Origin of the sequence: Indolivaga alginatilytica (genome assembly GCF_003201355.1) — a bacterium.
GTDB lineage: Bacteria > Bacteroidota > Bacteroidia > Bacteroidales > Dysgonomonadaceae > Dysgonomonas_A > Dysgonomonas_A alginatilytica.
Map to the genome: position 1 here is coordinate 24,237 of NZ_QICL01000041.1, position 12,994 is coordinate 37,230.

At 37.6% G+C, this 12,994-nt stretch carries 9 protein-coding genes and 2 riboswitches; of the genes, 4 read left to right on the forward strand and 5 right to left on the reverse strand.

Annotated features, from left to right (window positions below):
- Positions 1-14: 14 nt before the first annotated feature.
- Together CLV62_RS19665 and CLV62_RS19670 are read right to left on the reverse strand one after the other, a co-directional pair.
- Complete coding sequence (locus CLV62_RS19665; protein WP_110312482.1) at positions 15-1,541, reverse strand: RagB/SusD family nutrient uptake outer membrane protein; 1,527 nt, start codon at positions 1,539-1,541, stop codon at positions 15-17.
- An 11-nt stretch (positions 1,542-1,552) separates the two neighbouring features.
- Positions 1,553-4,573 carry a SusC/RagA family TonB-linked outer membrane protein gene (locus CLV62_RS19670; RefSeq protein WP_245904142.1) on the reverse strand — a complete coding sequence of 1,007 codons (3,021 nt, stop codon included), beginning with the start codon at positions 4,571-4,573 and terminating at the stop codon, positions 1,553-1,555.
- 426 nt (positions 4,574-4,999) lie between these two features.
- Between CLV62_RS19670 and CLV62_RS19675 the strand changes: the two genes are divergently transcribed.
- From CLV62_RS19675 to CLV62_RS19690, 4 genes are all read left to right on the forward strand, one after another.
- Positions 5,000-5,734 (forward strand): NUDIX hydrolase, encoded by a 735-nt coding sequence (locus CLV62_RS19675; RefSeq protein WP_146212802.1) that lies wholly within the window; start codon positions 5,000-5,002, stop codon positions 5,732-5,734.
- 810 nt (positions 5,735-6,544) lie between these two features.
- Positions 6,545-7,429, forward strand: a complete 885-nt coding sequence (locus CLV62_RS19680) for a hypothetical protein (RefSeq protein ID WP_110312484.1) — start codon at positions 6,545-6,547, stop codon at positions 7,427-7,429.
- A 45-nt stretch (positions 7,430-7,474) separates the two neighbouring features.
- Positions 7,475-8,317: a hypothetical protein gene (locus CLV62_RS19685; RefSeq protein WP_110312485.1), complete on the forward strand. Its 843-nt coding sequence runs from the start codon at positions 7,475-7,477 to the stop codon at positions 8,315-8,317.
- Positions 8,318-8,353: 36 nt separating this feature from the next.
- Positions 8,354-9,232, forward strand: coding sequence for a hypothetical protein (locus CLV62_RS19690; protein ID WP_110312486.1), 879 nt, complete (start codon positions 8,354-8,356; stop codon positions 9,230-9,232).
- 332 nt (positions 9,233-9,564) lie between these two features.
- Positions 9,565-9,769, reverse strand: a riboswitch (cobalamin riboswitch).
- Positions 9,770-9,930: 161 nt separating this feature from the next.
- On the opposite strand, the gene CLV62_RS19695 is transcribed toward CLV62_RS19690, so the two are convergent.
- From CLV62_RS19695 to CLV62_RS19705, 3 genes are all read right to left on the reverse strand, one after another.
- Positions 9,931-10,443: a threonine/serine exporter family protein gene (locus tag CLV62_RS19695; protein WP_110312487.1), complete on the reverse strand. Its 513-nt coding sequence runs from the start codon at positions 10,441-10,443 to the stop codon at positions 9,931-9,933.
- Between the two features lie 11 nt (positions 10,444-10,454).
- On the reverse strand, positions 10,455-11,237 hold the full coding sequence (locus tag CLV62_RS19700; protein WP_245904143.1) for a threonine/serine exporter family protein: 783 nt from the start codon (positions 11,235-11,237) through the stop codon (positions 10,455-10,457).
- A 196-nt stretch (positions 11,238-11,433) separates the two neighbouring features.
- Positions 11,434-11,637, reverse strand: a riboswitch (cobalamin riboswitch).
- A 39-nt stretch (positions 11,638-11,676) separates the two neighbouring features.
- Positions 11,677-12,501 carry a hypothetical protein gene (locus tag CLV62_RS19705; RefSeq protein WP_110312488.1) on the reverse strand — a complete coding sequence of 275 codons (825 nt, stop codon included), beginning with the start codon at positions 12,499-12,501 and terminating at the stop codon, positions 11,677-11,679.
- Positions 12,502-12,994 lie beyond the last annotated feature (493 nt).

The following is a 12,994-nucleotide window of genomic DNA, read 5'->3' on the forward strand; positions in this document are numbered from 1 at the left end:
AATAGTTTACTCTCTTAATAACCTTGATTTTGAGTAAGATTAACGTTTTGATCCATTTCACTTTGAGGGATAGGCCATATTAATCTGTTTTCGTTCAGATTTGCCGCATATCCTTTTTGATGATCACCACATGATTTCATTACCTGTATAAAGCGTCCTCTGCGTTTAAGGTCAAACCAGCGTTTTCCTTCGAAAGCAAACTCGAAACGGTTTTCGTTTTCGATTGCCAGACGGATATCTTCTTTCGAATTGGCTGTTGTATTTGGCATTTTAGCACGTGTACGCACTTTGTTCAATAGTTCTTTTGCTTTTGACGAGTTACCCAATTCGTTTTCAGCCTCAGCTAACAGAAGAATAGCTTCGGGTAAACGGTATAGAATAATATTGCCTTTTTCTTGGCTTCTCAACTTGTTGCAGAACGGAAAGGCATTTTGTGCCCAATATTTATCCTGCCACAATCCTGTAACATCCCCAAAGCGGATAGAAGCATCACGGCGAACAATATCTCCGGCAGCGGTGAACGCTTTATATAAATCCTGGCTTGGAGTATTGAACTTCTTCCAGTCTACGCCATAAAACATACTTGCTCCCCAGTTGTTAAGCCCCGGTTCTCCTGTGTAATCTATTTCGAACAGCGATTCTTTTGAATGCTCATTCTTCAAATCGACACTGGGTAAAACCTTGTCGGGAGCAGTTTCGCCAATTGTAAACACATCATCAAAATTATCTAAAAGCCCGTAACGGGTGTCGTTTACAACAGCTTCCGCATATTGTTTTACACTCGCCCAGTTGGTTTTTTCGAAACCATCTTTGGTGGCATACACCTGAGCCATTATGAGGTTGGTTATAGCTTTTGTTGCTTTAAACTTATTAGTTCCTGAATAATCGGGCACATTGGCTATTGCATAATCGAGGTCTTTCAGTATTTGTGTATATACCGAATCAGTCGATGTTTGAGCAGGGTATAACAATGGATATATTTCGTCGATATTTTCCGTACTTATTTCCGGTATATCTTTAACAATAAGCGGCACATGATCATATATCCTCACCAGATTGAAATAACATAAAGCTCTTATAAAGTAGGCTTCCCCCAGTATTTGCTTACGGCGTTGATCAGTCAGGGCAGGATCCGGAATGAGAGGCACCCATGTCAATATTGTATTTACCGTTGCAATGTGTTTGTAGAGCTCTCCCCAGTCTCTACCCACATTTTCGTTGGTGGGAGTTATTCTGAATTCATCTATTTCCATCCGTTGAGGATTTGGTTCACCAGCATAAGAATTGTCGCTTTGACCATCATTTATAATGTACATGTCGAGTTTCCATAACTGTGTGTCGAAGCCATTATAAGCTCCGGCTATTAATTGCTCAGCCTGAGCGGCTGTAGTATATTTCAATGAATCTGATTTACCGTTATCTATGCCCAGATTTTCATCGGTAAGGTCAGAGGTTGGTTTCTCGTCCAGAAAGTCGTTGCAAGATACAAGAGCCAAACTGATAAGCGAAACACTCAAGAGGTATTTTATATTGTATTTCATGATTGTTCGTTTTAGAATGTTAGATTAAGTCCGAAAATGAAAGAACGGGTCTGAGGGAATGTACCCATGTCTATACCCATTTGAGCAGCAGCTCCCGATGTGGTAGTACTTGTATTTATCCAGCTCAATTCAGGGTCGTAGCCTCTATATTTAGTAAGAGTTACCAAATTATCAGCCGTTCCATATACACTAAGACCAGCTATACCTAGTGGCTGAAGCAGTTTTTTGTTAAAGTTGTATGCCAGTGTAAGTGCTTTTAAGCGGATGTACGATCCATCTTCAACAAACCGTGTTGAATTCAGAACATTTCCGTTACCCGATACAGCTCTGGGTACATCCGTAATCATCCCCGGACGCATCCAACGGTTGAGTACAGTTGTTGTTTGATTTTTTTGGTCGAACATTCCCTCTGAATCTAATCTTGTGGCATTATAAATATCGTTGCCGTACGATCCTTGAACGAATGCTGATAAGGTGATGTTTTTCCAAGTGAAATTGTTGGTGAAACCGAATGTGAAATCTGGTTGAGCATTACCGATTACAGTTCTGTCATTAGGGTCTGCACCACCTGTGATACCATTATTATTGAGGTCTTTATACTTAATATCTCCGGTTTCAGGATCAACACCTTCCGAAATATATCCGTAAAAACTGCCTAAAGGAAGCCCCTCTTTCATGATGATAACATCAGCGTTGTTACTTTCCAGTCTGGCAGTTGTGTATTGAGGAGTTAAACCTAATTTGGATAATTTATTTCTGTTAAAAGACATATTTGCCGAAGCATCCCAGAGAAGCGTTCCGGTTAGAATATGACCTGTGATGTTGAATTCAAAACCTTTATTAATCATTTCCCCATCGTTCCTCATTGGAAGATCACGCCCAATAGAAGAAGGCAATGTTATATAAAGTAATAAGTCGGTTGTCTTTTTATAGTAAAGATCGAATTCTCCAGTTACTCTCGAATTAAATAAACTGATATCTAGCCCTGCATTAAACTGGGTAGTTGTTTCCCACTTCAAATTTTGGTTTCCATACCTGTCGGCTGTGATATTCGGTCCTGATGGAGCCGATCCATCCGATTGTTGAGTTTTGTTAATTTTGTATTTTTGCAAATAATCATAACTGCCGATACCATTCTGATTACCATTCTGTCCCCACGCAAGTCTTAACTTGGCATCATTAACAACATTAGTTATAGGTAAGAAGAAGCTTTCACTCGAAAATCTCCATCCGGCAGATACCGATGGGAAATATCCCCAACGATTGCCGGGAGCCAGTTTCGACGATCCGTCAGCACGCATATTTGCGGTAAATAAGTAACGGCTTTCATAATCATATTGTACACGTCCAAGTACAGATACCAAGGTATTAGCTTCGGCAGTTGTTGTTGCATCATTGATTTTGTTTGCCATATTCAACGTCATGTTCTCAAGATTTGTACCCTTTACAAAGTCTTGAACTGACATATATGTATTGTTATGCTTAAACTTTTGGAAAGTACCACCTCCCAATAATGACAAATTGTGTTTGCCATCAATTTTCTTATCGAAAGTGACTATGTTTTCGCTCAACCATGTTAAATAATCATCGTCAGCATGCTCCCCTCTACCATTGGCTTCCCGTCCGTAAGTAGTCTTTACCGGATCAATAAATTTATCCCATTTATGTCCTGTATAATCCACAGCAAAGCTAGGTTTGAAATGCAGTTCTTTAGTTATGATAAAATCCAATCCAACATTACCCATAAATCGGTAATCAGAATTCATGTCATACGTATTAGCTTGTGCATATGGATTTTCCCATGAACCGTTATATGGATTTCTGTAATAATAGGAAGGTTCCAGCGGATCCCATTTCTCCATGAAAGGAGGTGTGTTTAGTATGGACATAACAACCCCGCCACGTCCCGAATTGGCATTGTCAACCACATCGCGGCGCGAAGTCTTTGCAAAACTTACATTAGATATTACTTTCAGCCAGTCTTTTGTCTGTGCACTTGTATTACTTCTGAATGAATACCTGCTGTAAGAAGCCGGCTTGATAATACCTCTTTCATCCTGATAACCACCTGAAATAAAATAATTTACCTTATCCGTTCCACCCGAAAGCGATACTTGGTAGTTTTGTTTTACCCCCGTGTCATACATATCTTTAGCCCAATCGGTATATGTCGTTTTACTCCTGTCGGCGATGCCTACACCATATATTTCGTCCAATAAGTCATAATATTGAGTTGTATTCAGTGTTTTGATTGTTTTTGCAACATTCGAAAATCCTGCAAACATCGATACATTTACTTCCGATCTTCCGGCAGTTCCTTTCTTAGTTGTTATCAAAACCACACCGTTAGCTGCACGTGCACCGTATATCGCTGCCGAAGAAGCATCCTTAAGGATTTGTAAACTTTCGATATCCGTTGGCGAGATATTCGTAATATCATTCGTTGGAATACCGTCTACAACATATAGGGGATCATTACCTGCATTCAGAGAGGTTGTACCACGTACACGTACGGTAAGACCCGCTCCCGGTTTTCCCGAAGGCTGAATTACCTGTACACCCGCAGCTTTACCCTGCAAAGCTTGTTGTGCCGAAATAACGGGACGATCCGCCCACTCTTTAGAAGATACACTGGCTACGGCAGTTGTCAGGTCTTTTTTTCTCATGGTTCCATAACCAACTACAACAACCTCGTCAAGAGCCCGGCTGTCGTCTTTCAATGTAATGTCTAATTTAGTTTGACCATTCACAGCAACTTCTGCCGTTTCCATTCCTAAATAACTGAATACCAGAGTAGCATTGCCCGGTACAGATATAGTATAATTACCGTCAAAATCGGTAACGGTACCGGTTGAACTATTGTTCTTTACAACAACAGTGGCTCCAATAATTGCCTCTCCTGTCTGATCCTTCACGTTACCCGTTACTTGAACGGATTGTGCAAAGGCTAGCGCCGGAAGCATGAGCAACATTATTGCCAGGCAAGTTTTTTGCCAGGACTTCATTAGTCTCATTTTTTTCTTACTGTTCATAGATTCCAAGATTTAAATTGCCATTTAAAATTTAATTTATAGCTGAGATTTATTTTTCGAAGCAGAGTTGGAGTGTACTTTCACTCGACTTCAAAGATTATTTTATATACAAGGGATTTTCTAAGGGTAAATGGTCGAATGGAAAAAAAAGGTAATGCTAGTCAAGGCATGAGAAGCCTTACTTAAAATATTCGATATCATCGTACTATGGTATTTTGGTTAAACAATGTTTAGGTTTCTATACAAAGGTGAATAAATATTTCTAACAAAAACGAATTTTAATTGTTAAATCAACACTAAGCTAAGTGTGTTTTGTGTATTTTGTTAGTGTTGATGAAACACGATATTAATTTTGAGTGAAAAAGATTGAGAGTACAAAAAAAAGCCTAAATTTGTGTTGATTATAATCTTTTTATATACTTCCGAATGAGTTCGTCTAATATTCTTAAGAACATATCAGTTGACTGCGTGGTTTTTGGCTATGAGAGAAATGCCTTGAGGGTATTGCTTCGTCAGGAGTTTATCAACTATAGAGGACGTATCTACGAGGAGTGGAAGCTTCCCGGTAATCATGTGCTTCGGGAAGAAACTACCGACGAAACAGCAGTTCGTATACTTCGTGAGCAGAGTGGTATTGCCGAAGATGTTTATCTGAAACAATTAAGCGTATTTAGCGATGTAAACCGTTTAAAGTTGCGCGATCGGGATTATAAATGGAAAAAAGAGCAGGGGGTAGGAGACAATAGAGTAGTAACTGTTGCTTATTATTCGTTGGTTAATATCTCGGATATAGATGCGTCTCATCTCTACAACGTGGCTCGTTGGCATAAGGTGTCGGAAGTAAAAGAACTGATATATGACCACAAAGACATATTGGATACTGCATTGATGCAGTTGCGTGAAGATTTGTTGAATAAGCCTATCTTGTTCGAACTGTTGCCTGAATTATTTACTTTGACAGAGTTGCAGACTCTCTATGAAATAATATTGGATACCAGTTTCGATAAAAGAAATTTCAGACGAAAAATATCTAATATGAAGTACCTGATTCCCTCCGGCAAACGGCAGGAGAATGTAAGTCATAAACCTGCTATGTTGTATTTGTTTGATCGTAAAATATATGAAAAAACAAAGCAGGATAGATTTGATTTCTCAGTCTGAGTCTAAATTCGACTATCTGCCAATATACTAGTATCTATACTGAAATTAAACCCGCAGAAGAATTTGCTGCGGCATATAAATAAGAATTTTTTTGTATGAAAAACCCTAACTAATGATTGCTTGGGTTTTGTATTCCAATTCTAATTTTTTAAATTAATAATTCAACTGACTATTTAATGAATTATAGAATAGGGATAATTGATTTAATCTTCTTTCCTATTGGGTGATAAAAATAATTTTTTACCTTTGCCTTTGTAGAATAACTCTTTACAATAATAATGATAGCAGAATTAACAAACATACACACCAGTAAAAATCTAAAATTTAACGGTTTAGATTTGGCTATGTGCGTTGAAATATTAGAGAGAGAGAGAGAGAGAGAGAGAGAGAGAGAGAGAGAGAGAGTAATACCTCCTCACACCTAAAATATTACTTATTCGTAAAGTTTTCAGGCAGAATCATCTGTCTTTTTTTATTATTGTGTCGGTTTTACGCCGCAATTCGCCTTCTGCAATATTTCCCCTATAAATATATTAATAGTTGTTTCAGCAAACACTTTCGTGTGACAGATTTGTTTTTTTGTTGTCGTTCAAAATCGACACGAGTAATCCGTTTGCCTATGGCACAACTATATCCGGCAGTAGTATGTAGTGATTACATATTGCTGCCTTTCTTAATCTCAAACTACGATTTACCGCTGTATACCTTATCGGGAGATAGAATCTTTACTGCAATTTGCTGCATAGACTTTATACATATTTGCAAAATGAATGATTTATTAAACGAAACACTAATAATACAAATATATAGATGAAAAAGAGAATCCAATTGAGAAATAAGTTGTTATGGCTATTTAGCTTATCGTCAGTTTTAGTACAAGCCCAAGTTGGGATCAATACGAAAAACCCTCAAGGTATTTTCCATATAGATCCCCTTTCAAACACAACAAGCAGTACAGGCTTTCTGGATGATTTTATGGTGGTGGATGATGGAAAAGGAGGCGTTGGTGTGGGCCTAGGTGCCATTCCTTCGGCAAATGCTTCTTTATCGATGAACGACCCGAATCAGGGGTTCTTGCCAAACAGAGTTGAATTAACTTCTGTGACAGATAAAGCAACAGTTCCAAATCCGGTATCCGGTATGCTTGTTTATAATACAGGACGAAGCGGAGTGTTTCCCAATAATACCATTCCGGGTATTTATATCTACAATGGAACCAAATGGCTTAGAATGCAGACAAACAGTTATACGGGACTAAGAGAGAAAATTTTGATGAAAACAGACTTAACATTGCAGGCGGCGAATGCCACCTCTGCCTTGGAAACATCGACTCTTGATTTCGGTGCAATAACAATAAAAGAAGATGGAGGTTATGCTTTTTCTCTAAATCTGGATATGACGGCTATCTCAGGAACATCTGAATTAGGCGGTAATACTTCAAACTCGATATTAAGACCACAAATATATTTATTCATATATAAGAAACAGCTAGGCGAGACTGTTTTCACTAAAGTGGATGTTGCCGAACTCAATACACCTATATACAAAGGTACTACTCGAGTAACAGCCAGTATTGTTTTGGGATGTACAGCATATGCCGGTGATCAGATTCAAATACGTGTGGGGTGTACAACCGCTTATACCACCGGAAAACTGAACAAGACATATACTTATACCAGTTACTGGAAAGTATAAGGTTGCATTATTCATTAAACATCTACGACTAAAAGATAACTTATAATGAAAATATTTCTTCTTACAATATTCTGTTTCAGCACTTGGTTCATACATTCCCAAGTCATAATAAACAGAGACGCCAGCCGTCCCCAATTTGTTATTAACTCAGCCAATCAATTCGAGATAAGCACAAATAATTATAATCAGGCTATCTGGAATATTGGCAAAGCTGTTTCGGTATCATCTTCAGCCCAATTGGAGTTAGCCTCATCCAATAAAGCATTTCTAATTAATAGGGTCAAGTTGGCATCCGTTCAGGATAAGGTTACCATACCCAATCCAAAGGACGGAATGATGACTTATAATACAAATACAGCCGGTACATATCCTGATAATGTTATTCCGGGACTATTCTACATGAGTGAAGGCATTTGGTGGCGTATATCAGATATTGACCCTCAGAATTCGGCAGAGGTACACCTTCACGATTTACAGGCTCATTTAGTGTCAGCCTCTGTAGCCTCAGCCTCAGCTCAGGCGCAATGGGGGAGTGCAGCAACCCTGTCTATGGGCAGTATAATAATAAACACTACCGGAACATATACGTTTTCTATCAGATTATATGGAAAAACATCATATGCAGGTAGTGTTTATCAACGTGGCGTTGGATATTTATACTTGGTGAAAAATGGTACAACCTTAATCGACTTTCAGGAAGTAGTAATTCCATTCAGTTATCAAGGCGCTGTTATCACTTATACCATAGTATTAATGTCGCCGGTTTTAAATGCCGGTGATCAGATTACATTAAAATTAGCTACGCCTTCGGGATCTCCGACTATCACTCTATTATCTCATATCGGATTAAGAGCCGATAAAACATCATTGATTTATTGGAAGAATTGATTCGTCAATCGTTCCGGTATATAATTAGAATAAATTATGAAAAATATATATATACTGATCTTGTTCAACATACTGTCACCCTTTTCTTTGATATATGCACAAATCGGTGTTTTTACAGAGATTCCCAAAGCATTATTCCATATAGACGGTAAGGGAGATAATATAATAACTAACGACTGGCTTTCGGCCGAATCGGGCGGGCATTTAAAAATAGCACTCGGCACATTACCCGATACAGGTACAGGAGCACAGTTGGAACTGGGAAGTACACAATCTGCATTCTTACCTAACAGAGTTGCTCTAACCTCTATAACCGATAATGTTACAGTTCCCTCGCCCGTGGCAGGAATGATTGTCTACAATACAGCCACTACTACAGGAAGTAATATGGTTATGCCCGGTTTATATCTGCATGATGGAGTAAAATGGAGCTTTCTCTATAATTCGGGATTTTCAAATATGTTCTTGACATACCGGGATTTACAAGCTTCGGTTACAACTATCACAGCTAGTGCTATTGAGCCGGAAAAAACGATCTTAATGAATTTCGGAGGACCTATAGATATTCCGGAAACAGGCGGATACAATTTCTCGTTTAGGATGTACGGACGTACATCTAACACCACCAACAATGTCCTTGTGGGAATCTATTACTTGTGGTGTATGACTTATAATTCTTTGACTAATGTGTACACTCCCAAAGATGTTGTCGAACTGGATTTGCCGGTCTATTCGACAGGCGTACCTATTACGGCAACCGCTACCCTTGGTGCTAATTTTATAGCCGGAGATAAAGTTGTTTTTAAAATCTCTCACTTACCAACGGGCGATGAAGTTAATGTCAGATGGACATTACAGGGAAATCCGGGATTAAATGCAAATAAAACATCTGTTATTTATTGGAAAAACTATTAATTAGCCAAATATCGAAATCTTTCAAAATAAGGAAAGAGTATTTGAAATATAGATATGAAAAGCCCCAAGCAATCACTGCTTAGGGCTTTCCAAATACTAAAACACCACAGCGGAATATCTTTAGAACATTCCTATTATTTTATCTTAGGAGACAAGACGGGCTTGTCGTAATATATTTATTGCGATTTGCTTATTTTGAAGATGTTGTAAACGCTTCAGACTCCGATAAGAGCATTATGTACAGCCTTTATTTAGCTGCCATTGAATTTTTCCTCAAATGAAATGTATATCTGTCCGGTTTTGCGTTTTCAGCCTTACTCCTCGAAAGCATCTAACGAATATTTATTTTGGCAGGTCTTCTGACTTGCTCCATCTTTGAACCCCTTCCCGTTTCGTTATCCGAAACAGTGGTATGAGATTTGTCCAAAGACTGTTGTAGAGCTTACAGCAGCGGGTCTGTTCAGGATTTGCACCTGATTCCCTTTTCAGCATATGTCCGTGAAATAGACTAATGCCACCAAAATCAAAAACAAAAATAGTAAAAAAAACGAGAGTTCATTCTTTATAGTAAATATAATGTTGTTTAAATACTTGTTCCGTTGAATTAATTGATACTTGTTTTTCTTAAACAAAAGCTCCGAACAATCACTGCTCAGAGCCTCTGATACAAAATACTATAATTAGAAACTACTGTGTAATTATTCAGGTTTTATCAAAATAGTTTTTCCAAGTTTTATTTCTTTCGCACTTTTCTTTCTGAAAAATAAAGCCCCTACACATATTCCTATCGCTAATGAAAATAATAAAGATGATGTGAGTATAAAATTGTATGCCGTTTCCTGTAAAATATGTGGCTCTTGTGCCATCAAACCATCCGTGTAAATTTTAATCCAGCCCATCATCGTTCGATAAGCATACAATCCGGGAATCATAGTTATGCAGGCAGGCATTGTAAATACTATGGGAGGTGTATGTACCTTATGGGCACAGTATATACCTGCTATACCTATAAATACAGATCCGGCGAGAGTAGATGATACCAGTCCGAAATCGAAATGAAGGAGGATAAACCGAATGCAATGTCCTATTCCACCTAATAATCCTGCCACATATATAACCCGTTTAGGTGTTTCGAAGAGCAGAGCAAACCCCACAGCCACAAAAAATGCAAAAGCCGCATCTTTGAACATCAAAAATATAAAATCGGTCATATTTCTAATTTTTAAAAGTTACCGACTCCTATTAATGAAATACTAAGCGACATGCCTACTGCAATGCAAAGGAGTACAAAGCCCCCGAACATGCCACGCGCCAAAGCCGTAGGAAGGTATCCTTCGAAGAGGTCTATAACCGAATTGATAAGAGGAACACCCGGTATGAGAAACAAAACGGAGGTTGCGATGGTTCTTTCGGGAGACTCTCCCAGATGATAGAGCATATCCATTCCCGAAATCATAGTGGTTGCAAAGGCCGATAAAAGAATGGCAATCATAGCATTGAATTTCCAAGCCATGACTTGTTGCCTTACAATCAGTCCCGTAGTAGCTGCCAGAAAAGCAATGGAGCCATTTACCCAATCACCACCGGCCAGTATACATAGAGCAGCACAAGCAAATCCGATACCGAGGCGTATAGTCCATTTATTGTGTCGTGGAGTATGATGGATGTCCGAAAGTAATTTCTCGACCTCATCTATTGACCTCTTTTCTTCGTAAGCTTTCCATGAGAGAAGACTTATTTCGGTAAGAATACCGTAATGTACACCATGAGTAGTTGCTTGTCTGTTGCTTGTTGCTTTGTTTTCGGGGTTATTCATGTCAACAACAGTTACCGAGACGCCCGTAAAGGAAATGAAAAGATCGGTCTTGAAATGCCATGTATCTGCAAAGCGTTGTACATTGCGATTGATACGTCCACAATGAGCTCCTGACGAAAGTAATAAAGTACTCATGTCGAGTATAAGTTTGGCAAACCGATCAGCCTGAATGAATTTGTCTGTTTCCACGTATGTAATTGTTTATTTTATAGAGAACAATAAACAGTTACTATATATTAGAAAATAGAGGTAATACTGTTGTGTGTCAGTTTTTAAACCACACTTAACCTGCAAATTCTATTCAACATAGAATCATTATTCTTTTCTAAAAATAAGATGACTGCTATTGCATTTTTGTTCGTTGCACCTCTAAAACCCGAGAGGATTAATCCGTTAAGTACTGGCAGGTCTTCTGACTTGCTCCATCTTTGAACCCCTTCCCGTTTCGTTATCCGAAACAGTGGTGTGAGATTTGTTCAAAGACTGTTGTAGAGCTTACAGCAGCGGGTCTGTTCAGGATTTACACCTGATTCTCTTTTCATCAATTTCTGTGAGTACAGAAACTGACACCAAAACTTGAGGTAAAGATATTAAATGAATTTGTCAAATCATAGCGATTCGTACAATTTTAATTTTGATTGGGTTCTGCGTGAATTCTGTATTTATAATAGTCGGCATATTCTTCTTTAAATGTGTATAGAACAATATTCGATTTTTCAGTAACCCATATGTTTAGCGGTTTTGCCCCTTCTTTTTTATTCTTGAATAGTTCGTTATATTTCTCCATAAGCAGATTGTTTTTATCAGCAGTATAGGTTGGTTTTGAATATAAGGAGCAGATATAATTGAAGAGAATTTCTTCGCTTCTTTTCGCAAATTCGCTCTCAGTCTCTTTCTTGTTTCTATCAGACCATAAATGTAAGTCAATAGATGGAAGGTTATCTTTGAAAGAGCCGTATGTTGCCAGCTCATAATCATCAGACAAAACATTTACGTAACCTGTGTTATGCATGGCAGATTCGGTTATCTCTTTCCAATTGAAACCTAAAAAGTCTTTATCGTTGAGGATATCAATATAAGTAGTATCTGCTTGTATGATCTTATTATCCTTATATCCCAACAGAATGGATGTGTATCTGGACGGAAGAAAGAAATTTTGTGACCATCGAGTTGTAAAAGAATTATCGCTAAAAAGGTGAAAGCGACCAAGCTCAGGAACCGTCCATACCAAAGAATCATATGAGTCTTCTATATCCAGTGCGAAAAATCCATTTTCGGGATATACATCAAATTGTATTAGCTCAAAGATATTTCCGGTTTGTTGTTTAGCCTTTACTTGTATATTGATTACTCTATTTGGCAATTGAGAATCATCATCGTCCAAAATCTTGTCAGAGTCAGAACACGATGAAGCGAATAAACCGATAAATATCAGAGGAATAAATTTTTTCATCCTATTCTAAATTTAGATCTATCGTTGTGTCTAGAAATTAGTACAGATTAATATTGTACTGATATTAAAACTTTCATTACAAATATAAAGAATTAAATCAATATGGATTTAGTAATCATCAGAAAAAAAGAAATTGACAGGCTCTTGATAAGTTTGACTTAATAATGATTATCCCCTGAGTTTTTTTCTCGTTTTTTAGTTATATATTTCGATAGATTTATTTTATATGTAATAGATTGTTAAAACTGTTGTCATTGTATTAATAATGCGAATCAGTAGTTGAACTTTTCCGCTGATTTATTTAGTTAAAATATTTATAATCAATAAAATAAGCGATTGAATATTTGCTCAATCTCTTGAAAATCATTAACTTAAAAGAATAATCCCCATTATTTTTTAGTTATGATTCCCAAGAAGAAAGAGCTTAAACTGATAAAGATTTATATGTATATCTGTGATTTATACGATTCAGAGTTAAAGTATTACTGTCAAA

What these genes read in the sequence shown, in the direction of transcription:
- CLV62_RS19680 (WP_110312484.1), top strand. Translation starts at nt 6,545, where the DNA reads ATGAAAAAGAGAATCCAATTGAGAAATAAGTTGTTATGGCTATTTAGC.
- CLV62_RS19695 (WP_110312487.1), bottom strand. Translation starts at nt 10,443, where the DNA reads ATGACCGATTTTATATTTTTGATGTTCAAAGATGCGGCTTTTGCATTT.
- CLV62_RS19705 (WP_110312488.1), bottom strand. Translation starts at nt 12,501, where the DNA reads ATGAAAAAATTTATTCCTCTGATATTTATCGGTTTATTCGCTTCATCG.
- CLV62_RS19670 (WP_245904142.1), bottom strand. Translation starts at nt 4,573, where the DNA reads ATGAACAGTAAGAAAAAAATGAGACTAATGAAGTCCTGGCAAAAAACT.
- CLV62_RS19685 (WP_110312485.1), top strand. Translation starts at nt 7,475, where the DNA reads ATGAAAATATTTCTTCTTACAATATTCTGTTTCAGCACTTGGTTCATA.
- CLV62_RS19690 (WP_110312486.1), top strand. Translation starts at nt 8,354, where the DNA reads ATGAAAAATATATATATACTGATCTTGTTCAACATACTGTCACCCTTT.
- CLV62_RS19665 (WP_110312482.1), bottom strand. Translation starts at nt 1,541, where the DNA reads ATGAAATACAATATAAAATACCTCTTGAGTGTTTCGCTTATCAGTTTG.
- CLV62_RS19675 (WP_146212802.1), top strand. Translation starts at nt 5,000, where the DNA reads ATGAGTTCGTCTAATATTCTTAAGAACATATCAGTTGACTGCGTGGTT.